The sequence below is a fragment of the Rahnella sp. NRRL B-41462 genome, from assembly GCF_003263525.1.
GTDB classification, from domain to species: domain Bacteria; phylum Pseudomonadota; class Gammaproteobacteria; order Enterobacterales; family Enterobacteriaceae; genus Rahnella; species Rahnella aceris.
Genome location: NZ_JYDF01000001.1, coordinates 86,576 through 108,820 on the forward strand (window position 1 = coordinate 86,576; position 22,245 = coordinate 108,820).

The following is a 22,245-nucleotide window of genomic DNA, read 5'->3' on the forward strand; positions in this document are numbered from 1 at the left end:
GGAACTTAATGTTTCATGTGAACTCCAAGCAGTACTTGCTCAGGAATATAATGATGAAAGCTGGCAGTACGACTTTAAGCGCGGAGAAGATTTTGGGGAGATTTTACCTCGGATGAGCGAGCAGTTAGCCGATCAGGTTCTGGTTGAGCGGGTCCAGAAGGGTGATCAAAAATCGTTCAATTTACTGGTTATTCGTTACCAGCATAAGGTAGCGAGCCTTGTATCCCGCTATGTGCCACAAGGTGATGTGCCTGATGTGGTTCAGGAATCTTTTATCAAAGCATATCGTGCGCTGGAATCTTTCCGCGGCGACAGTGCTTTTTATACCTGGCTGTATCGTATTGCAGTCAACACAGCGAAAAACTATTTAGTTGCTCAGGGGCGACGCCCGCCATCCAGTGATGTCGACGCGAATGAAGCCGAAAATTTCGAAAGTGGCGGTGCACTGAAAGAAATTTCGAACCCTGAGAACTTGATGTTGTCTGAAGAGTTACGGAAGATTGTTTTCCGTACTATTGAAGCACTTCCTGAAGATCTTCGTATGGCGATTACCTTGAGGGAGTTGGATGGATTGAGCTACGAAGAAATAGCCGCCATCATGGATTGTCCGGTGGGTACGGTGAGATCCCGTATATTCCGTGCCCGGGAAGCAATTGATAACAAAGTTCAACCGCTCATCCAGCGTTAGAGATGACGGACACAGGAAGGATACTTAGGCATGCAGAAAGAAAAGCTTTCCGCTCTGATGGATGGTGAAGCCATTGATACCGAACTGTTAAGTTCGTTATCAACAGATACCAGGCTTCAGCAAGACTGGCAGAGTTATCATTTGATCCGCGATACCTTACGTGGTGATATTGGGAACGTTGTGCATCTGGATATCGCAGACCGTGTGGCCGCAGCGCTGGCTAATGAGCCGGTAAAACTGGTGCCGGGTTCAGCAACCGAATCACAACCTCAGCCTCATACCTGGCAAAAAATGCCATTCTGGCAAAAGGTGCGCCCTTGGGCGAGTCAGTTGACTCAGGTCGGCGTGGCTGCTTGTGTATCACTTGCTGTGATTGTTGGCGTTCAGCATTATAACCAGCCTGACGCATCGGGTGCTTCTCCGGAAACCCCAGCGTTCAATACGTTGCCTATGATGGGTAAAGCCTCCCCGGTGAGCTTCGGCGTGCCAAATGAAGGCAATACCACCAGCGGGCAACAGAATGTTCAGGAGCAACGTAAGCGCATTAATGCGATGTTGCAGGATTACGAATTGCAGCGTCGCTTGCATTCAGAGCAGCTTCAACTCGAACCAGTTACTCCTCAGCAAGCCGCTGTTCAGGTCCCAGGAACTCAGTCTTTAGGAACGCAAACGCAGTAATGAAGCAAATTTGGTTTGCCGTTTGTTTAGCTGCGGGCAGCCTGCTTACTCCAAGTATCGCCTCGGCAGATTCTTCTTCCGAGGCGTTACTGCAAGAGATGGGCAAAGCTTCCCAGACGCTGAATTATGAAATGGGTTTTATCAACATTACGAAGCAAGGGATTGATTCCTTTCGCTATCGTCATGCTGTCTCTCATCAAACTTACCTCGCTCAACTGGTTTTGATGGATGGCCCGCGCCGTGAAATTGTCCAGCGTGGAAAAGACGTCAGCTACTTTGAGACCGGTTTACAGCCCTTTACGTTGGATGGCGATCATATCGTTGATTCCCTGCCTTCCATCGTGTTCAGCGATTTTTCTCTTCTGACCAAATACTACGATTTTATCGCCGTAGGCCGCGCACGCACAGCGGATCGCCTGAGTCAGGTGATCAGAGTTGTATCCCGCGATGGTACCCGATTCAGTTATGTCATATGGATCGATGAGCAGACGAAATTGCCGATGCGTGTCGATTTACTGGATCGTGACGGTGAAACGCTTGAGCAGTTCCGTGTGATCAGTTTTGATGAGGGAGAACAAGTTGTTGGAACGCTTTCTGATCTCGAAAAAGCCAGTTTACCGCCTGTGCTGTCTTTACCTGCGTCTGAGCAGGTGAAGTTTGACTGGCAAATAAAATGGCTGCCGGCTGGCGTGACAGAGGTGGCAAGTAGCCGCCGAAACTTGCCCAATATGCCCGTATCGATAGAATCGCGGCTGTACACTGACGGATTGTTCAGTTTCTCTGTCAATGTCAGTGCAACAACTAATGGCCCTTCTGAGCAGTTGATCAGGCAAGGGCGCAGAACTGTGCAGACTGAAATACGCAATGGCAATGAAATTACGGTCGTCGGTGAGCTTCCTCCTTCGACTGCCAAACGTGTTGCCGATAGCATCGTTTTCTCAGAAAAGTAGCTTTTAATCAGAAAAACTGCCTTCGCAATAGAAATACAGGGTGATTACATGATGAAAGAATGGGCCACGGTGGTGTCGTGGAAAGACGGTATTGCGACGTTGCGTTGTGAAACACAGGCGGGTTGCAGTAGTTGCCATTCACGTTCAGGGTGTGGCGCTCGCGTATTGAATGAGTTAGGGCCGCAGACTGAACATAATCTTCAGGTCAGCGTTAACGAGCCTCTTGCACCTGGTCAGAAAGTTGAACTGGGGATACCGGAAGGAAGCCTGTTGCGCTCGGCGTTGCTGGTTTATATGACGCCGCTCTTTGGTGTGATTGCGGGTGGTGGTGCGTTGCAGGCCTTGCTGAAAGCAGATGTATACGCGGTTATTGGTGCGGTGTTGGGTGGTGGATTAGGTTTCCTGATTGCTAAAGCACTGGCTGCGAAAGTCGATGGAAAAGCAGGTTACCAGCCAGTCATCTTGCAGGTGGGTTTGCCTCCTGATGCTTTCCGTTATTCGGTTGAAAGCAAACTCCCTTCTTAACTTTCTGCATTCTACAGTGCTTAAAAATGCCACAGTGTTCGCTAACCCTGTGGCATTTTTTTAGTTTCTGACCGGTATACGGTTTTGGATCATATGCTCGATCAATGCGATGAAAAGATCTGCGCTAGAAAGCGATGTATACTCTACAGAGAAAAGGATGCGGCCGTGTTTATCGAGCAGACGTATTAACGGGCTGTTGCTGCCGCCACTGATAAACTGAATATCCTCAACAGGCACTATTTTCCCTTCGTCGGTGGTTAACACCAACGCGCTCAGATGTATCTTTTTTTCGTTCAGCGCCAGAAGGTTAGCGCCGATAAATCTTTTCCACCCGCAATGTGGATTCACCAGATATGTAAAAAGAATATCTCCCCCCTGAGCCAGCCTGTTTAGGGCCCATGGGCCGCGATACATCAGGTGTTCGTTTTTAATGACTTCAATTAATCTTTCAGAATTGGCAATGTTTGGCGTAATACGATGCCAGGTTTTGCTATTTCCCTCACGGAAGATCATCGTATTTAAAATACGACGGGTGTATTTTCCGGTTCTGAATCGATATATATCCATGATGCGGTCAAAAGGAATAAAACGATTTTTTTTATCCGTTTGGCTTATAACTAAAATTCCATTTTCATGAAGCTGATAGAATTGATTGGGTCGTATCAGACGTCGCAGCAGGATGAGCACCACCCCCAGGGCAATACTGAGCAGCGCGGACAAAATTACGGTATGCAGCCCCTCTGCGGTGTGGCCAAAGGCCAGCAAAAATGCAATTTGCACTGCGCCGCCGATCAACAACAACACAGACAGGACCAGAGTGATCCAAGAGTTGGCTTTGGCAAAGCCATGCTGACTGAGCAGCCGCCCTTCATTGATCATATTGATAACCTTGTGACCGGATTGAATTAAAAATAAAAAAGATATTTGTGGAAGAAGTTGAATGAGAACTTTATGAGTTAGAAATTATGTAATTTCTTTTATAACAATATATTAAGTTTCAATACGCGTTTCTGTATATGGGGATTTTCCTAAAACCAAAAGGCAGGAAGCCCATACATGGAATACCGGACTGAGACAAACCTAGGAAGCACACAGACGCTCCGGTAATGAAAACAAATGAAAATGTGGGGATTTCATCCTGAGAAAGCTCGCATAATCTGGAGTTAGGGTGTGCGGAGACTAGGTTTTCATGGTGCTGGCATGTAGAATGCTGCGACTTAGGCGAAAGACAGCCAACCTACAAACCGTCGCTGTATGTTCATGGCGAATGATTCAGAAATACCAAGGTAGAAAAACTTTTATAATGAAGCATATACGAAATTTCTCCATTATTGCCCACATTGACCACGGTAAGTCGACGCTGTCAGACCGTATTATTCAAATTTGCGGTGGCTTAGCCGACCGTGAAATGGAAGCGCAGGTCCTCGACTCAATGGATCTTGAGCGTGAACGCGGCATCACCATCAAAGCGCAAAGCGTGACGCTCGACTACAAAGCAAAAGATGGTCAGGTTTATCACCTGAACTTTATCGACACGCCGGGGCACGTTGACTTTTCCTATGAAGTATCCCGCTCTCTCGCTGCCTGCGAAGGCGCATTATTAGTGGTGGATGCTGGTCAGGGTGTTGAAGCCCAGACGCTGGCAAACTGCTATACCGCGATGGAAATGGATCTGGAGGTCGTGCCGGTGCTGAACAAAATCGACTTACCGGCCGCCGATCCCGATCGTGCAGCACAGGAAATCGAAGACATCGTGGGTATCGATGCCACGGATGCTGTTCGTTGTTCAGCGAAAACCGGTGTCGGTGTGCCAGAAGTGCTGGAGCGTCTGGTGCGTGATGTACCACCGCCGGAAGGTGATCCTGAGGCGCCACTTCAGGCGTTGATCATCGATTCATGGTTCGATAACTATCTCGGCGTTGTTTCTCTGGTGCGTATCAAAAATGGCACCATGAGAAAGGGCGACAAAATTAAAGTGATGAGTACCGGGCAGGTTTATAACGCCGATCGCCTGGGTATTTTCACGCCTAAGCGTGTCGATAAAGACATTCTGAACTGCGGTGAGGTCGGCTGGCTGGTATGCGCGATTAAAGATATCCTCGGCGCACCAGTGGGGGACACCCTGACTCTGGCTCGTCAGCCTGCTGACAAAGCGCTGCCGGGTTTCAAGAAAGTGAAACCTCAGGTTTACGCCGGCCTGTTCCCGGTCAGCTCCGATGATTATGAAAACTTCCGTGATGCGTTAGGCAAGCTTAGCCTTAACGATGCATCCCTGTTCTACGAACCAGAAAGTTCTACCGCGCTGGGCTTCGGTTTCCGTTGTGGCTTCCTGGGGCTGCTGCACATGGAAATCATTCAGGAACGTCTGGAACGTGAATACGATCTGGATCTGATCACCACAGCACCGACAGTAGTTTATGAAGTTCTGACAACTGGCAATGAAACTGTCTATGTAGACAGTCCGTCTAAACTGCCTGCACTGAATAACATTCTGGAACTGCGTGAGCCTATCGCTGAGTGTCACATGCTGATGCCACAGGAATATCTGGGTAGCGTGATTACTTTGTGTATTGAGAAACGTGGTGTCCAGACCAACATGGTTTACCACGGTAATCAGGTCGCACTGACTTATGAAATCCCGATGGCGGAAGTGGTACTCGATTTCTTCGACCGTCTGAAGTCAACGTCACGTGGTTATGCGTCGCTTGATTACAATTTCAAACGTTTTCAGACTTCTGACATGGTACGTGTTGATGTTCTAATCAACGGCGACCGTGTGGATGCACTGGCGCTGATCACTCACCGTGGCAATTCCCAGTTCCGTGGACGCCAGCTGGTTGAGAAGATGCAGGAACTGATCCCGCGTCAGCAGTTCGATATTGCTATCCAGGCGGCGATTGGTGCTCACATCATTGCCCGTTCAACCGTGAAGCAATTACGTAAAAACGTTCTCGCCAAATGTTATGGCGGCGACGTCAGCCGTAAGAAGAAACTCTTGCAGAAACAGAAAGATGGTAAGAAACGCATGAAACAAGTGGGTAATGTTGAGTTACCACAAGAAGCGTTCCTGGCCATTCTTCACGTGGGCAAAGACAGCAAGTAAATCCTTTATTGAGTCGTAGGGAGTATGCATGGCTAACATGTTTGCCCTGATTCTGGCGGTTGCAACGCTGGTGTCAGGGATTATCTGGTGCCTTGATCGTTTCAAGCTGGCACCCGCACGCCGGGCTAAAGTTGCTAAAATTAAGGCTGAAACGGGTGGTGCTGTTGACGATTCAACGCTGAACAAAGTGGCGAAGCAACCGGGCTGGGTGGAAACCTGTGCTTCGGTATTCCCTGTCTTGTTAGTTGTGTTTGTGGTGCGTTCATTTATTTATGAACCTTTCCAGATCCCGTCTGGCTCGATGATGCCGACGCTGCTTATTGGTGATTTCATCGTGGTTGAGAAATATGCCTACGGCCTGAAAGATCCCATTACTCAAACCAAGCTGATCTCAACCGGTGAACCGAAACGTGGTGATGTGGTGGTATTTAAATATCCGCAAAACCCGAGCGTGGACTATATTAAACGCCTGGTAGGCTTGCCCGGTGACCGGGTGACTTACGATCCGTTCAGCAAGCAGGTGACCGTTCAGCCTGCTTGCGAAACGGGCAAAAATTGCAGCACCGCGCTGGCTGTGACATATGATTCCGGTGTTGCCAGTGATTTCGTGCAGACTTTTGGTCAGTCTTCGGGCGGCGAAGCGAGTAGTGGTTTCTTTGAAACGCCGCCGTCCGCTAACGTGCCGCAAGACGGTATTCGTCTTGTACAGCGCAATGAAACGCTGGGCAATGTGACGCATCGTATTCTGACCGTGCCAGGTGCACGTGACCAACTGGGGGCTTATTATCAGCAACCGGGTCAGCCACTGGGGACATGGGTGGTGCCGGCTGGCCATTATTTCATGATGGGTGATAACCGTGATAATAGCGCTGACAGCCGTTATTGGGGTTTTGTGCCGGAACAGAATTTAGTGGGTAGAGCTTCTGCAATTTGGATGAGCTTTAAAAAACAGGAAGGCGAATGGCCTACCGGTGTTCGTTTAAGCCGTATTGGTGGAATTCATTAATTTAATGATGCCTATTAGCGCAGCATTATATTTCCACTCGTTGTAGAATATCCTTTCGGGCGATAAAAGTTGGCTCCCCTGATTTTAAATTTTAATTTAAGACGAACAGAGGGAGCCACTGCAAACGAAACAGCTTTGGATTGGCTTAGGGCGAAGCAGGCCTGTTCCGTATGCTGAAGTTTTTGACGCATTCTTAGTCTATTGGTAACTCATGAATCCCATCGTAATAAACAGGCTTCAGCGGAAGCTGGGCTACACTTTTCAACAGCAGGAGCTTTTATTGCAGGCACTGACTCACCGCAGCGCAAGCAGTAAACACAATGAGCGTTTAGAGTTCCTGGGTGACTCAATTCTTAGTTATGTCATTGCTAACGCGCTGTATCATCGTTTTCCTCGCGTAGACGAGGGCGATATGAGTCGCATGCGTGCCACGTTAGTACGTGGAAATACGCTGGCGGAAATGGCGCGTGAATTCGATCTCGGCGAATGCTTACGCTTAGGGCCGGGCGAATTGAAAAGTGGTGGTTTCCGCCGCGAGTCGATTCTTGCGGATACGGTGGAGGCACTCATTGGCGGCGTGTTTCTGGACAGTGATATCCAGACCGTCGAAAAGCTGATTCTCGATTGGTACCGTAGTCGTTTAGACGAAATCAGTCCCGGTGATAAGCAGAAAGACCCAAAAACCCGTTTACAGGAGTTTTTGCAAGGTCGCCATCTGCCGTTGCCTTCTTATCTGGTTGTGCAGGTTCGCGGTGAAGCGCACGATCAGGAGTTTACCATCCACTGCCAGGTCAGTGGCTTGAACCAGCCGGTTGTAGGAACCGGTTCAAGTCGCCGTAAAGCCGAGCAGGCGGCAGCGGAACAAGCGCTGATACAGCTGGAGCTTGAATGAGCGAAGAAAAGAATTACTGTGGTTTTGTTGCAATCGTAGGCCGTCCTAACGTCGGCAAATCTACCTTGCTGAATGAATTATTGGGGCAAAAAATCTCCATTACTTCCCGCAAACCGCAAACCACGCGTCACCGTATCATGGGTATCCATACCGAAGGACCCTATCAGGCCATTTACGTGGATACCCCGGGCTGCATATTGAAGAAAAACGGGCCATCAACCGTCTGATGAACCGTGCTGCAAGCAGCTCAATCGGTGATGTTGAACTGGTGATCTTCGTTGTTGAAGGCACTCACTGGACTCCGGATGACGAAATGGTGGTTAACAAACTGCGTGATTTGAAATCACCGGTTCTGCTGGCGATCAACAAGATTGATAACGTCACCGACAAATCTAAGTTGTTGCCACATTTGCAATTCCTTAGTGAGCAGATGAACTTCGTCGATATCGTGCCTATCTCTGCAGAGAAAGGAACGAATGTTGATACTATCGCGGCTCTGGTGCGTAAACGTCTGCCGGAAGCGGTTCATCACTTCCCGGAAGATTACATTACTGACCGTTCACAGCGCTTTATGGCTTCTGAAATCATCCGTGAAAAACTGATGCGTTTCCTGGGCGAAGAGCTGCCGTATTCTGTGACCGTTGAAATCGAACGCTTTGTCAGCAATGAACGGGGTGGGTACGACATCAATGGCCTGATTCTGGTAGAACGTGAAGGCCAGAAGAAAATGGTTATCGGCAATAAAGGCTCTAAAATCAAGACGATTGGCATTGAAGCCCGCCATGACATGGAAAACATGTTTGAAGCGAAAGTCCATCTTGAGTTGTGGGTTAAGGTCAAATCCGGCTGGGCAGACGACGAACGTGCGTTGCGCAGTCTGGGTTATGTAGACGACTTATAAGGTCCGCGCCTATGGAAGGCTGGCAACGCGCATTTGTTTTGCATGGGCGACCTTACAGTGAAACCAGCTTAATGCTGGATCTGTTCACTGAGGGACAAGGGCGGGTTCGCATACTGGCTAAAGGTGTGCGTGGTCGCCGGTCCAATTTAAAAGGCTGCCTGCAGCCTTTTACGCCTTTACTGGTTCGCTGGAGCGGGCGGGGCGAAGTGAAAACCTTGCGTAATGCTGAACCGGTCTCCCTGGCACTTCCCCTTTCTGGTCTGATGCTTTACAGCGGTCTGTACGTCAATGAACTCGTTTCTCGGGTGCTTGAGCAGGAAGCTAATTACTCTTCGTTGTTCTTCGATTATCTCAATTGTCTGCAAAATCTCGCCAGTGCCAGCGGTTCTCCTGAGTATGCGTTGCGTCAGTTCGAACTCTCTCTTTTACATCATCTGGGTTACGGCGTGGATTTCCTGCATTGCGCAGGCAGCGGTGAAGAAGTCAGTGACACCATGACGTACCGTTACCGTGAAGAAAAAGGTTTTATCGCCAGTCTGGTGATTGATAATTCCAGTTTCACCGGCAGAGATTTGAAAGCACTGGCCAGCCGTGAATTCCCGGATGTCTCAACGCTGCGGGCTGCCAAGCGTTTTACCCGTATGGCGCTGAAACCTTATCTTGGCGGCAAACCCCTGAAAAGCCGCGAGCTCTTCCGCCAGTTTCAGGTCAAAAAACCTGTCTCACCTTCTGACAATTCTTCCAGCTAATTCGGACTCCGGGCTACACGCCGCCACTCTCAAGGGTGTAAACTGCAGAAATTAGCTTTTTGTTCCATTCATAAATCAATTCATTCTTAAATCTGGAGCTGTTATGGCTGAGTTGCTGTTGGGCGTTAATATTGATCACATTGCGACACTGCGTAATGCACGCGGTACGGCTTACCCTGATCCGGTTCAGGCGGCATTTATCGCTGAGCAGGCTGGTGCTGATGGGATCACCGTCCACCTGCGTGAAGATCGCCGTCATATCACCGACCGCGACGTACGCCTCCTGCGTCAGACTATCCAAACCCGCATGAACCTCGAAATGGCTGTCACCGATGAAATGGTCGGTATTGCCTGTGAAGTTTTACCGCATTTCTGCTGTCTGGTGCCCGAAAAACGCGAAGAAGTGACGACCGAAGGGGGGCTGGATGTGGCTGGTCAGTTGGATAAAATGACCGTTGCAGTCAGCCGTCTCAGCGAAGCGGGCATACTGGTTTCCCTGTTTATCGACCCGGATATGCGCCAGATTGATGCTGCTGTTGCTGTGGGGGCGCCTTATATCGAAATCCATACCGGTGCTTATGCTGAAGCGAAAACTGACCTTGAACGTCAGGCCGAGCTGGAGCGCATTAAACAGGGCGCGGCATATGCAGCCGGTAAAGGTCTGAAAGTGAATGCCGGCCACGGTCTGACATACCACAACGTGCAGCCGATCGCCGCATTGCCTGAAATGCATGAGCTGAATATCGGCCATGCGATTATCGGTCAGGCTGTTATCGACGGATTATCTTGTGCAGTACGTGAAATGAAAAACCTGATGCGGGAAGCGCGCCGGTAATGAGTATTTTAGGTTTAGGTACGGATATCGTTGAAATTTCCCGTATCGAAGCGGTGATTGAACGCAGTGGCGACCGTCTGGCGAAGCGTATTTTGTGCGCGAATGAATGGGCGGTTTATGAGCAACATCAGCAACCGGTCCGATTTCTGGCGAAGCGGTTTGCTGTCAAGGAAGCCGCGGCTAAAGCGCTGGGAACCGGAATCCGCAACGGTCTGGCGTTTGAGCAATTTGAAGTCGTCAATGATGTGCTGGGGAAACCAGGTCTGGTTTTCCATGCCCGCGCGGCGGAAATGGCGGCCGAGATGGGTGTGAAATCGGTTCATGTTACCCTGGCGGATGAAAGGCGTTATGCCTGTGCCACTGTAATCATAGAAAACTAATACTACTTATTTTTGGCATTGCATCACGGCGTGATTACAGCGTGTGATGCAATGCCACAAATTTATCCCAAAGCTGTTCGTTGGTTTCGGTGTGTTGCGGATTGATGATGATGGTATTGTCGATCGGGCAGACGCTCTGACAGGTTGGTTTATCATAATGTCCGACGCATTCCGTACACCGATCGCTGTCAATTTCGTAAATCTCATTGCCCATCGAGATCGCCTGATTCGGGCACTCCGGTTCGCACATATCGCAATTAATGCATTTGTGTGTGATCAGCAGGGCCATGACGTTTTCTCTTATGTTTAATAAACAGGTCAATAATCAGGGCGCGCAGTATAGCAGAATTGCGCTGGTGTAGGTTCTGCATTCATGCCTTTCCACGCCCCCAATGATCCTGATCAAATCAGCTTTTTCACCAGTTCTTCGCTGTGGCGGATCCGCTCCGGCGCGTGCGCTGTATCCTGTTGAACCAGCGCGACAAACAGCAAATCAGTCAGGGAATATTGCGCCGTGGTGGCCGAGAGCGCCGCGCCGCGGGTCGCAGGTAATTCTGCCACTGTATACAAACAATGGTCTGCCTGTTGTTGCAGGGTATTGGGTGAAAAACCGGTAATGGCCAGGACCTTTGCACCACTCTCGCGGGCGACTTTTGCCGCGAGATTGATTTCGTTCCGTTCACCGCTGAAGGAAATCGCCAGCAATAAATCTTCTTTCGACAGCGCCTGCACGGTAGCAACCAGGACATGAGTATCGGATTCGGCAATGGCCGTGACCCCGATTTTCAGCAACTTATACGCCAGATCCTTCGCCACTAATCCGGATGCGCCAATACCGCTCAGCACAATTTTTCGGGCACCGGTGAGCATCGACAACGCAATTTGCAGACGCGGTTCGCTGTTAATATCCAGTGTTGCGCGAAGCGCCGACTGTTTCTCTGCCAGTAATTTCTCCCCCACAACATGCAGGCTGTCGGTGCTTAAAATCTGATTATGCACCGTCACCGGCTCACTGTTTTCCGGTGATGCCAGGGATTCACTCATTGCGAGTTTCAGCGCGGGGAAGCCTTTATAGCCAAGTTTTTGGGCAAATTTCACCACGCCAGACTGGCTGACACCCGCTATTTCAGCCAGTTTCTGCGAACTCATATGACGCGCTTTCTCCGGCTGAGCCAGTAGAAAATCAGCCAGTTTTCGGTCATTTTGCGCCAGCGTCGGATAAAGCTGGCGGATACGGATCATACAACTCATGGAGGATTTATCCCGGTGTGTCTGAATACTTGCATCACATTTTACGGATTATGTTATCTAAAATAGCAAATATTCCTCGCATTGATGAATAATATATTCAAATATTGAGTAATAAATTTGAATTAAAAATTCAGGAGAGAAGCATGAACACAGATCTTAATTTAGGGGCACTGGTTTCAGAAAGCCGAAATCCGGATACGATGAATTTAGATGAGATGTCTACGCTGGAACTGGTGGCCTGTTTTAATCAGGAAGACCGCAAAGTGCCGGAAGCCATCAACAAGGTTCTGCCGCAGATTGCCTTGGCTATCGATAAAGCCGCTGCGTCATTTCAGGCTGGCGGGCGTCTGATTTATCTCGGTGCCGGTACCAGTGGCCGCCTCGGCGTTCTTGATGCGTCTGAATGCCCGCCGACGTTTGGCGTTCCGCACGGCATGGTTGTCGGGTTAATTGCCGGTGGGCCGGGCGCGCTGCTTAAAGCGGTGGAAGGGGCAGAAGACAGCGAAGCGCTGGGTGTTGAAGATTTAAAGAATCTGAATCTGAAGGCTCAGGACACCGTTGTCGGATTAGCTGCGAGCGGACGTACGCCTTATGTCATTGGCGCTTTGCGCTATGCCACAGAAATGGGCTGCGCCACAGTAGCGATTTCCTGTAACCCTGATTCTCCGATTGCGCGCGAAGCCAGCATCGCGATTTCTCCGGTTGTAGGGCCGGAAGCGCTGACCGGTTCAACGCGCTTGAAATCCGGCACGGCGCAGAAGCTGGTGCTGAATATGATTTCAACCGGGGCGATGGTCAAAAGTGGCAAGGTTTATCAGAACCTGATGGTCGACGTGAAAGCGACCAACGTCAAACTGGTCGATCGTGCCTGCCGGATCGTTGTCGAGGCCACGGGCGCGGCACGCCATGATGCTGAGCTGGCGCTGTCTCAGACTGATTTTGACGTTAAACCGGCTATTCTCATGCTACTGGCTGGTATTGATGCATCACAGGCGAAAGCACGACTGGTGCAACATAACGGATTCCTGCGCGCCGCACTGGCTGATTAACCTCAAGGAGTTGAGCATGGCGATGGCAATGGATAAAACGCAGCGGCTGGCTTCCCAGATTCTGCAGGGTGTCGGCGGCGAACGGAATATCAGCAAACTGGAAAACTGCATGACCCGCGTGCGTGTGGAAGTGCACGACGATAATCGGCTGGATCTGACCAGCCTGAAAACGCTTGAAGGTATCAAAGGTTACCTGAAGCAGGGTGACCAGCATCAGTTCATTGTCGGCCCTGGCGCGGCGGCAAAAGTGGTGGATGCGATGCGTCTGTTGCTTAATCCTGCCGGGACGGTGAGTTCGCCAGGTGATGAAAGCGAGATTGCCCGCAATAAAGCCAGCGCCAAAACAAAATACTCTGCGCCGATGAGTGGGGCGCTGCGCAAACTGGCTGATGTATTTATCCCGCTGATCCCGGCATTTATCGCCTCGGGGTTGATTATGGGCATTATCAATCTGCTCAAGCGGCCGGATATCGCCGGTTCCATTGCCCTTGATTATCCTAATGTGCTTGGCTTGCTGGCGATTTTTGGTGGCGCTGTGTTTGCCATCATGAATATTTTAGTTGGCGTGAATGCGGCGCGCGTTTTCGGCGGTTCTCAGGCCATGGGCGGCGTAATGGCGGGGATTCTCTCCAGCCCTGCACTGGCGCAAATTACCCTGTTTGGTGAAGCTTTACAGCCCGGTCGCGGCGGTGTGATCGCAGTATTGCTGGTCGTTGCGCTGATGTGCTGGCTGGAGAAAAGGTTGCGTCAGTGGCTGCCGGAGTCGGTCGAACTGATCCTCAATCCACTGATTACTACACTTATTACTGCGACACTGGCGATTGTCATCCTTCAGCCGATCGGTGGCTATATCTCTGACGGCATCGCACATGGCGTTAATATCGCTATTGATAAAGGCGGATTACTGGTGGGCGCGGTGCTGGCAGGGACATTTCTGCCGCTGGTGTTATCCGGTCTGCATCAGGGGCTGGTGCCGATCCACGTTGAGCTGATCCAGGCACATGGTTCTAATCCGCTGCTGCCGATTTTAGCCATGGCCGGTGTGGGGCAGGTGGGAGCGGCAATCGCAGTTTATATTAAAACCCGAAACCCGCGGCTGAAAAAAGTGATTAAAGGGGCGCTACCGGTGGGCATTCTCGGCATCGGTGAACCGCTGATATTCGGTGTTACGCTGCCGCTCGGCCGCCCTTTTATTGGCGCGTGTCTGGGCGGAGCCGTCGGTGGTGCGCTAATCTGTTACTGGAAAGTCGCGACAGTTATCACGTTTGGTATTTCCGGGCTGCCGCTGGCGCTGACCATTATTTCCGGCAAAGTGATGTTGTATCTGACGGGTTTAGTCATTACGGTATTGGCTGGTTTTATTTTTACCTGGTTGATGGGGTTCAACGATCCCGAGGAGTAGCGGATTGAGTACGAAGCCTGATCGGCGGGTGGTCTTTTTTGATCTTGATGGCACCCTGCACCAGCAGGATATGTTCGGTAGCTTTCTGCGGTTTTTGCTCAGGCGGATGCCGCAGAATCTGATTTTAGTCGTGCCGGTTCTGCCGCTGGTGGGAATCGGACTGTTTATTCACGGGCGCGCCGCGCGCTGGCCCATGAGCCTGTTGCTGTGGTCGATTACCTTCGGCCACGGTGAAGCGCGTCTGAAAGCACTGGAGCTGCAATTTGTCGCTGCGTTTCGCGAGAAAGTGGTGGAGTTTCCGGTGGTGCAGCGCAGGCTGCGTGAATATCTCGACAGCGAGGATACCGAAGTCTGGCTGATCACCGGGTCGCCGGAAAATCTGGTGCAGCAGGTCTATAATACGTCCCTGTTTTTGCCGCAGGTTCGTCTGGTCGGCAGCCGGATCGCCCGTGGCAAAGGCGGATGGGTGCTGCCCTTGCGTTGTCTGGGTGAAGAGAAAGTCGTGCAACTCGAAAGCCGCATTGGCTCACCGCTTAAACTTTACAGCGGATACAGCGACAGCAAACAGGACAATCCGTTGTTGTTCTTTTGTGAGCATCGTTTTCGCGTCAGTAAACAGGGCGAGTTACAGCAACTGGAATAACCGCCAGCGCAAAATTCAGATAAAATGTCTGCCGGTAAAAAATGATTGAGGTTGAAGTGGCAGACGCAGAGTTGGCAGTAATAAATGATGATGAACACTGGATGCGACATGCTATGAATCTGGCGCTGAAAGCGCAGGATGAGGGTGAAGTGCCTGTGGGGGCGGTACTGGTTTTAGACAATCAGGTGATTGGTGAAGGCTGGAACCGGTCTATCGGCCATCATGATCCGACAGCGCATGCCGAAATCATGGCATTACGTCAGGGCGGCAACGCCGTGCAAAATTATCGTCTGCTCAATGCCACATTGTACGTTACGCTGGAACCTTGTGTTATGTGCGCGGGGGCGATGATCCACAGCCGGATCCGTCGCGTGGTGTATGGTGCCGCTGATGCCAAAACCGGCGCAGCGGGCTCTTTGCTCGATGTATTGCGCCATCCGGGCATGAATCATCAGGTGGAGATTACGGCGGGTGTGCTGGCAGAAGCGTGTTCGGAACAACTGAGTGCATTTTTTCGTTTTCGCCGCAGCCAGAAAAAAGCGCTGCGACTGGCAGAGCGTGCCGCGCAGGCCGGTGATGCGGCAGATGATCAGGCCTGAGAAACAGGCCTGCCAGTCTTACGGTGCCAGCGCTTCCTGCGCATTCACCACCGGATATCCCTGACCTAACTGAGCCTGCAAGGCCGCTTTCTGTGCCTGCTGTTTTTCCTTTTCCATCAGATATCCCACCAGACTCAGCTGATAACGACGGATATTCTCCACATAGTTATATGCCTGTGTACCGCGTGCATAACCGTAAGTCGTCCGGCTAAAGAAGCGTTTCTGATTCAGCATCGGCAGACGCTGTTTCACATCTGCCCAGCTGTCCGGATTGGCTTTCTGTTGCGCCGTCAGTTTGCGGGCATCCAGCATATGGCCGTAACCCATGTTATAGGCTGCCAGCGCAAACCAGATCCGTTCATCCTGCGGAACAGATTCCGGCATTTTATCCATCAGATGCGACAGATACTGGGCACCGCCACGAATGCTTTGTTCGGCATCAGTCCGGTCGTCGACATTCAATCCGCCAGCGGTAGCGCGGGTCAGCATCATCACACCCCGTACACCGGTCGGGGATTTTGCCTGCGGATCCCAGTGGGACTCCTGATAGGCGATAGCCGCCAGTAAACGCCAGTCAATATTCCCGGCATACTTTTCGAACAGCGGCTGTAAATCCGGCAGCGTACTGTCGATGGCATTGAGGAAAGTCCGGGTATCAACGTAATCAAAATCGCCCACGTGCCCGAGATATTTCTCTTCCAGCTTTTCCAGGGTGCCGTCTTCTGAAATCTGGCTGAAAAAGTCCAGCATGGCGGCAGAAAGGCTATCGTCATCAGGTTGTTTGCGGTAGTACCAGGTCACAGGTTCGTCGTCAGTCGCATCAAAAGCCACCGCAAGACGCGGATAAACACGCTGCATCAGGGCGATGGTCACCGAATCGCCCAGCGTATAATCAAGTTTACCGTTCTCGACTTGCTGCAACAGATCGCGTGGTGACATCTTATCGGTCGTGGTCCATGCGAGGTCGGGATACTTTTTGCTGGCGGCTTCCAGTGTGGCGATATGCGCGCTGCCAGCAGACACCACCAGCGAGCCTTTGATGTCTGCGAAGCTTTTCGGGCGCACTGATCCCTGCCGGTAAACCAGTTGCTGGGAAACGGAATAGTATTCCGGGCCAGCACGGTAGTTTTTCAGCCGCTCATTGTTGTACACCAGACCGGAAGCCAGCATGTCAGTATTATCATGATCCAGATCGTCGAACATGCTCTCAATGGTGGTGTGCTGTGTCACGACCAGCTGCACGCCCAGATAATCTGCAAAGCGTTTAGCCAGTTCGTAATCGAAACCGAGATTGCCTTCCGGGGAGTTCATAAAAGTCAGTGGAGAATTGAGCGTGCTTACGCGCAATTCTCCACGGGATTTTATTTGATCCAGTTGGTCGCCTTCACCTCTGTGCCACGGGACTGCCGGCCATAAAGCCAGCGCCAGTAACAGGGCGGCGATCCCCATCAGAACATAATTAATTTTTAGTCGCGTCAAATAGTTATCTCGCTGCGGCGCTCTTGTTTTTTTACGCTATGCTGTGCAGTTAGTATGGCTATATCCCCAGTGCTGACGCATTTTGCTCAACAAAACGGCAGTCTGCAACTTTATTCATGATATCCGTAAAATATGTGGGGCTATAAATGAATATCAAGTTTCCCTGCGCAAACGGTTTCGTCGGGCGTCAGCTTTCTTTATAATAGCCCGCGTTTTCCCCCTGTTGCGCCCAAAGAAGCACTGTGGTCAGTGTCTTCGAAGACGAGAGATCTGTGATTATGGAAATACTGCGTGGTTCGCCCGCTTTGTCGGCTTTTCGCATTAACAAATTGTTGTCCCGTTGTCAGGAAGCCCGTCTTCCGGTCAGCGATATCTACGCCGAATATGTACATTTTGCCGATGTCAGCGCGCCGCTGAGTTCGGACGAACAAACCAAGTTACAACGCCTCCTGAAATACGGTCCTTCTCTCGCTGAACACGCTCCTTCTGGTCGTTTACTGCTGGTTACCCCGCGCCCTGGCACCATTTCTCCGTGGTCTTCCAAAGCTACCGATATTGCACACAATTGCGGCTTGTCGCAGGTTGTGCGTCTGGAACGCGGTCTGGCATTTTATGTACAGGCGCCGCAACTGACCGAACCACAGTGGAATGAACTGGGCGCATTACTGCATGACCGCATGATGGAAACTGTCTTTGGTCATCTGGAAGACGCCAGCGCGCTGTTTGCGCAGCATCAGCCGGCTCCGGTGCAGCATGTGGATATCCTGGGCGTTGGCCGTGGCGCTCTGGAAGCCGCCAACACCAAATTAGGTCTGGCACTGGCTCAGGACGAAATTGATTATCTGATGGATGCCTTTACGTCGTTGGGGCGCAACCCGACGGACATCGAACTGTATATGTTCGCACAGGCAAACTCAGAACACTGCCGTCACAAAATCTTCAACGCAGACTGGATTATCGACGGCGAAACGCAGCCGAAATCCCTGTTTAAGATGATCAAGAACACGTTCGAACACACTCCCGATCACGTGCTGTCCGCGTATAAAGATAACGCCGCCGTGATGGAAGGTTCGCAGGTCGGTCGCTTCTACGCCGATGCGAAAGACGGTCTGTACGATTTCCATCAGGAGCAGGCGCATATCCTGATGAAGGTCGAAACCCATAACCACCCGACGGCGATCTCTCCGTGGCCGGGTGCGGCCACAGGTTCCGGCGGTGAAATCCGTGACGAAGGTGCAACCGGTCGCGGCGCGAAACCGAAAGCCGGTCTGGTCGGTTTCTCCGTGTCAAACCTGCGTATTCCTGGTTTCGAACAGCCGTGGGAAGAAGATTTCGGTAAGCCGGATCGTATCGTTACCGCGCTGGATATCATGACCGATGGCCCGCTGGGCGGCGCAGCATTTAACAACGAATTCGGTCGTCCGGCGTTGCTGGGCTACTTCCGTACTTACGAAGAAAACGTCAATAGTCACAACGGCCCTGAACTGCGCGGTTACCACAAACCGATCATGCTGGCGGGCGGTATCGGCAACATCCGTGCCGATCACGTGCAGAAAGGTGAAATCACGGTTGGCGCGAAACTGATTGTACTTGGCGGCCCGGCGATGAATATCGGTCTGGGGGGCGGCGCGGCGTCTTCTATGGCTTCCGGCCAGTCTGATGCCGATCTGGATTTTGCTTCCGTACAGCGCGACAACCCGGAAATGGAACGCCGTTGTCAGGAAGTGATCGACCGCTGCTGGCAACTGGGCGAAGCCAACCCGATTTTATTTATCCATGATGTCGGTGCCGGCGGTTTATCCAACGCCATGCCGGAACTGGTCAGCGATGGCAACCGTGGCGGTCGTTTCCAGCTTCGTGACATCCTGAACGACGAACCGGGCATGAGCCCGCTGGAAGTCTGGTGTAACGAATCACAGGAACGTTATGTGCTGGCGGTGTCTCCGGCACAGCTTGAACAGTTTGATGCAATCTGCCAGCGTGAACGTGCCCCTTATGCGGTCATCGGTGAAGCCACCGAAGAAATGCATCTTTCTCTGAAAGACAGCCATTTCGACAACCAGCCAATTGATATGCCGCTGGATGTCCTGCTGGGTAAAACGCCAAAAATGACCCGCGACGTCACCACATTGAAAGCGAAAGGTGACGACCTGAATGCGGAAAACATCCAGATTGCGGAAGCGGTAAATCGCGTTCTGCATTTGCCAGCCGTTGCTGAGAAAACCTTCCTGATCACCATCGGCGACCGCACCGTCACCGGCATGGTCGCGCGCGACCAGATGGTCGGCCCGTGGCAGATCCCGGTAGCCGACTGCGCAGTCACCACCGCCAGCCTCGACAGCTACCACGGCGAAGCGATGTCACTGGGCGAACGCGCTCCGGTTGCCTTGCTGGACTTCGCTGCCTCTGGTCGCATGGCCGTTGGTGAAGCGCTCACGAATATTGCTGCGGTGGAAATCGGCAGCCTGAAACGCGTTAAGCTTTCTGCTAACTGGATGTCTGCGGCCGGTCACCCGGGCGAAGATGCCGGTTTATACGCGGCTGTAAAAGCGGTGGGCGAAGAACTGTGTCCGGCGCTGGGTATTACTATTCCGGTGGGCAAAGACTCCATGTCGATGAAAACCCGCTGGCAGGAAGGTAACGAACAACGCGAAATGACGTCTCCGCTGTCGCTGGTAATCACCGCGTTTGCCCGTGTCGAAGACGTCCGCCATACCGTGACGCCGCAACTGCGCACCGACCAGGGTGACACCGCATTACTGTTGGTGGATCTGGGGGCAGGTCATAACGCACTGGGCGCGACAGCGCTGGCACAGGTTTACCGCCAGCTCGGTAACACGCCTGCTGACGTTCGCAGCGCAGAGCAACTGGGTGGCTTCTTCAACGCCATGCAGGCGCTGGTATCTGAACAGAAATTGCTGGCCTACCATGACCGTTCCGACGGTGGTTTGCTGGTGACGCTGGCTGAAATGGCCTTTGCCGGACATTGCGGCCTGACTGCAGATATTGCTGCGCTGGGCAACGATGTGCTGGCTGCATTGTTCAACGAAGAACTGGGCGCCGTGATCCAGGTTCGTGCATCAGACCGTGAAGCGGTGGAAAAAACCCTGGCTGATTTTGGTCTGGCGGATTGCACGCATTACCTCGGTACCGTGGAAACCGGCGATCGCTTCATCATCACTTCCGGCAGTAAGCCGGTGTACAGCGAAAGCCGTACCACGCTGCGCACCTGGTGGGCAGAAACCACCTGGCAGATGCAGCGTCTGCGCGATAACCCTGAATGTGCCGATCAGGAACATCAGGCGAAAACCAACGATCTCGATCCGGGTCTGAACGTCAAACTGACTTTCGCTCCGGATGAAGACGTAGCCGCGCCATACATCGCCAAAGGTGCGCGTCCGAAAGTCGCCGTTCTGCGCGAGCAGGGTGTGAACTCACACGTTGAAATGGCTGCTGCTTTCCACCGTGCCGGTTTCGATGCGGTTGACGTGCATATGAGTGACCTGCTGGCCGGTCGCCGTGATTTACAGGATTTCCACACGCTGGTAGCGTGCGGTGGATTCTCTTACGGTGACGTGCTGGGTGCGGGTGAAGGCTGGGCGAAATCCGTCCTGTTCAACGACCGCGTGCGCGAAGAGTTTGAAGAATTCTTCCACCGTCCGCAGACGCTGGCACTGGGCGTGTGTAACGGTTGTCAGATGATGTCTAACCTCAAAGAGCTGATCCCGGGCGCAGAGCATTGGCCACGCTTCGTGCGTAACCTGTCTGACCGCTTCGAAGCGCGTTTCAGCCTGGTGGAAGTGACGGCCAGCCCGTCGATGTTTATGCAGGGCATGGCCGGTTCACGTATGCCAATCGCGGTTTCCCACGGCGAAGGACACGTGGAAGTCCGTGACGCCGCGCATCTGGCGCAAATCGAGCACAGCAATCTGGTGGCGCTGCGCTTTGTGGATAATAACGGTCATGCGACCGAAAACTATCCGGCGAACCCTAACGGCTCCCCGAACGGGATCACCGCGGTCACTAACCTGTCAGGCCGCGTCACTGTAATGATGCCGCACCCGGAGCGTGTTTTCCGCACGGTCAGCAACTCCTGGCATCCGGAAGAGTGGGGCGAAGACAGCCCGTGGATGCGCATGTTCCGTAATGCGCGTAAACAGCTTGGTTGATGCTTAATAAGCCTCAGTAATAAAAATCCGCAGTGCGAAAGCCTGCGGATTTTTTGTATCCGGGTATCCGGCAAAGAAGTAAACTTCAGCCAAAGCGGCTCTGTGTAAAAGAAAATTTCAGTTTACACGCGACCATAAATTTCTAATGCATTGTTTTATAATGAAATAACTTTATTATATTCATGTGGTTTATCATTGCTTAATTAATGATTAACTATTTATATGTGTTTGTCGTTATATACTGCCCCGGTCAACTCAACAGGGCTTTAACGCCAATGAAAAATTTATATTCCGTGAATTATCGCGCAGCATTCGCTTTTGCATTTTTAACCTTTTCATTATTGCTTTCAATTAATGTTAAGGCGCAAGATAATGTTATTAATTCTCAGCAGCAGAATGTTTCCTCGCAAGAAAATGATAAAGGCTTATGGGATTCCTATAAAAATAATGTTGCTGAAACATGGATGGCACCTCAGCAGCAGGATCTCTTTCTGCCTGTATTAACGCGTCATAACCGGCATACACACAGTCAAAAACAAATTGATGGGTATAATGAACATCCGTGGGGCGGCGGTTATGGTATTTCACGTTATGATGAAAAAGGAAACTGGCACGGGATTTATGCAATGGCCTTTAAAGACTCCTTTAATAAATGGGAGCCTGTGGCCGGTTACGCTTATGAAAAAATATGGCAGCCACTGGATGATAAAGAATTTCGTCTGGGGGCAGGGTATATAACCGCTGTTTCGGCGCGGGATAATTATGATTACGTCCCCTTCCCGTTAGTCCTGCCGCTGGTGTCTGTCGGGTACTCGAGACTGACTTTCCAGGCTACCTATATTCCCGGTACAAATTCTAAGGGGAATGTACTTTTTGGCTGGCTGCGTTTGCAAATTTAATAGGAATAGTCTTTAAAGTAATGTTTGTGAGTGTAAGAAATGTTGTA

At 51.4% G+C, this 22,245-nt stretch carries 20 protein-coding genes and 1 pseudogene; 17 read left to right on the forward strand and 4 right to left on the reverse strand.

The features are described from left to right. Positions 1–112: 112 nt before the first annotated feature. The 4 genes from rpoE to rseC are packed head-to-tail and all read left to right on the forward strand — an operon-like array spanning position 113 to position 2,841. Entirely contained in the window at positions 113–688 is a 576-nt protein-coding gene (gene rpoE, locus UC14_RS00520) for an RNA polymerase sigma factor RpoE (protein WP_013576726.1), read from the forward strand. Positions 689–718: 30 nt separating this feature from the next. Next, positions 719–1,366 (forward strand): anti-sigma-E factor RseA, encoded by a 648-nt coding sequence (gene rseA / locus UC14_RS00525; RefSeq protein WP_013576725.1) that lies wholly within the window; start codon positions 719–721, stop codon positions 1,364–1,366. Continuing rightward, complete coding sequence (rseB, locus tag UC14_RS00530) at positions 1,366–2,316, forward strand: sigma-E factor regulatory protein RseB (RefSeq protein WP_112197064.1); 951 nt, start codon at positions 1,366–1,368, stop codon at positions 2,314–2,316. Before rseA ends, rseB begins: the two co-directional genes overlap by 1 nt. Positions 2,317–2,364: 48 nt before the next feature. Then, positions 2,365–2,841, forward strand: a complete 477-nt coding sequence (rseC, locus tag UC14_RS00535) for a SoxR-reducing system protein RseC (RefSeq protein ID WP_037036752.1) — start codon at positions 2,365–2,367, stop codon at positions 2,839–2,841. Positions 2,842–2,901: 60 nt separating this feature from the next. Here rseC and UC14_RS00540 read toward each other — a convergent pair whose 3' ends face one another. Beyond that, on the reverse strand, positions 2,902–3,720 hold the full coding sequence (locus UC14_RS00540) for a hypothetical protein (protein WP_013576722.1): 819 nt from the start codon (positions 3,718–3,720) through the stop codon (positions 2,902–2,904). Between the two features lie 424 nt (positions 3,721–4,144). Between UC14_RS00540 and lepA the strand changes: the two genes are divergently transcribed. The 7 genes and pseudogenes from lepA (at position 4,145) to acpS (ending at position 10,707) form a co-directional block, all read left to right on the forward strand. Then, positions 4,145–5,944 (forward strand): translation elongation factor 4, encoded by a 1,800-nt coding sequence (gene lepA / locus UC14_RS00545; RefSeq protein WP_037036754.1) that lies wholly within the window; start codon positions 4,145–4,147, stop codon positions 5,942–5,944. A gap of 28 nt (positions 5,945–5,972) precedes the next feature. Then, positions 5,973–6,950: a signal peptidase I gene (gene lepB / locus UC14_RS00550; protein ID WP_013576720.1), complete on the forward strand. Its 978-nt coding sequence runs from the start codon at positions 5,973–5,975 to the stop codon at positions 6,948–6,950. Positions 6,951–7,161: 211 nt separating this feature from the next. Further along, a complete protein-coding gene (rnc, locus tag UC14_RS00555; RefSeq protein ID WP_013576719.1) occupies positions 7,162–7,842 on the forward strand; it encodes a ribonuclease III in 681 nt (226 codons plus the stop codon). Then, a pseudogene (gene era / locus UC14_RS00560) lies at positions 7,839–8,743 on the forward strand (GTPase Era). The gene rnc and the pseudogene era overlap by 4 nt, the downstream one beginning before the upstream one ends. Positions 8,744–8,754: 11 nt before the next feature. Then, positions 8,755–9,492: a DNA repair protein RecO gene (recO, locus tag UC14_RS00565; protein WP_112197065.1), complete on the forward strand. Its 738-nt coding sequence runs from the start codon at positions 8,755–8,757 to the stop codon at positions 9,490–9,492. A 103-nt stretch (positions 9,493–9,595) separates the two neighbouring features. Further along, positions 9,596–10,327 (forward strand): pyridoxine 5'-phosphate synthase, encoded by a 732-nt coding sequence (gene pdxJ / locus UC14_RS00570; RefSeq protein ID WP_013576716.1) that lies wholly within the window; start codon positions 9,596–9,598, stop codon positions 10,325–10,327. Then, positions 10,327–10,707, forward strand: a complete 381-nt coding sequence (gene acpS, locus UC14_RS00575; protein WP_013576715.1) for a holo-ACP synthase — start codon at positions 10,327–10,329, stop codon at positions 10,705–10,707. The genes pdxJ and acpS overlap by 1 nt, the downstream gene beginning before the upstream one ends. Positions 10,708–10,741: 34 nt before the next feature. Here the strand turns inward: acpS and UC14_RS00580 are convergent, their stop codons facing one another. Then, positions 10,742–10,996 carry a YfhL family 4Fe-4S dicluster ferredoxin gene (locus UC14_RS00580; protein ID WP_013576714.1) on the reverse strand — a complete coding sequence of 85 codons (255 nt, stop codon included), beginning with the start codon at positions 10,994–10,996 and terminating at the stop codon, positions 10,742–10,744. A 113-nt stretch (positions 10,997–11,109) separates the two neighbouring features. Further along, the gene (locus UC14_RS00585; protein WP_037036757.1) at positions 11,110–11,958 is read right to left on the reverse strand and encodes a MurR/RpiR family transcriptional regulator; all 849 of its coding nucleotides are present in this window, start codon (positions 11,956–11,958) and stop codon (positions 11,110–11,112) included. A 143-nt stretch (positions 11,959–12,101) separates the two neighbouring features. Here UC14_RS00585 and murQ point away from each other — a divergent pair, with 143 nt between their 5' ends. Genes murQ through tadA form a run of 4 tightly spaced genes read left to right on the forward strand, consistent with a single transcriptional unit; the run spans position 12,102 to position 15,651 of the window. Further along, complete coding sequence (gene murQ, locus UC14_RS00590; protein WP_013576712.1) at positions 12,102–13,007, forward strand: N-acetylmuramic acid 6-phosphate etherase; 906 nt, start codon at positions 12,102–12,104, stop codon at positions 13,005–13,007. A 28-nt stretch (positions 13,008–13,035) separates the two neighbouring features. Beyond that, a complete protein-coding gene (locus UC14_RS00595) occupies positions 13,036–14,409 on the forward strand; it encodes a PTS transporter subunit EIIC (RefSeq protein WP_037037465.1) in 1,374 nt (457 codons plus the stop codon). Positions 14,410–14,413: 4 nt separating this feature from the next. Next, positions 14,414–15,052 (forward strand): phosphatidylglycerophosphatase C, encoded by a 639-nt coding sequence (yfhb, locus tag UC14_RS00600; protein WP_013576710.1) that lies wholly within the window; start codon positions 14,414–14,416, stop codon positions 15,050–15,052. Positions 15,053–15,093: 41 nt separating this feature from the next. Beyond that, positions 15,094–15,651, forward strand: coding sequence for a tRNA adenosine(34) deaminase TadA (gene tadA, locus UC14_RS00605; protein WP_112197066.1), 558 nt, complete (start codon positions 15,094–15,096; stop codon positions 15,649–15,651). A gap of 18 nt (positions 15,652–15,669) precedes the next feature. Here the strand turns inward: tadA and mltF are convergent, their stop codons facing one another. Then, a complete protein-coding gene (gene mltF / locus UC14_RS00610; RefSeq protein ID WP_013576708.1) occupies positions 15,670–17,130 on the reverse strand; it encodes a membrane-bound lytic murein transglycosylase MltF in 1,461 nt (486 codons plus the stop codon). Between the two features lie 275 nt (positions 17,131–17,405). Between mltF and purL the strand changes: the two genes are divergently transcribed. Together purL and pagP are read left to right on the forward strand one after the other, a co-directional pair. Continuing rightward, positions 17,406–21,299 carry a phosphoribosylformylglycinamidine synthase gene (purL, locus tag UC14_RS00615; RefSeq protein ID WP_183065365.1) on the forward strand — a complete coding sequence of 1,298 codons (3,894 nt, stop codon included), beginning with the start codon at positions 17,406–17,408 and terminating at the stop codon, positions 21,297–21,299. Between the two features lie 275 nt (positions 21,300–21,574). Beyond that, positions 21,575–22,198: a lipid IV(A) palmitoyltransferase PagP gene (pagP, locus tag UC14_RS00620; protein ID WP_037036764.1), complete on the forward strand. Its 624-nt coding sequence runs from the start codon at positions 21,575–21,577 to the stop codon at positions 22,196–22,198. The last annotated feature ends 47 nt before the right edge of the window (positions 22,199–22,245 follow it).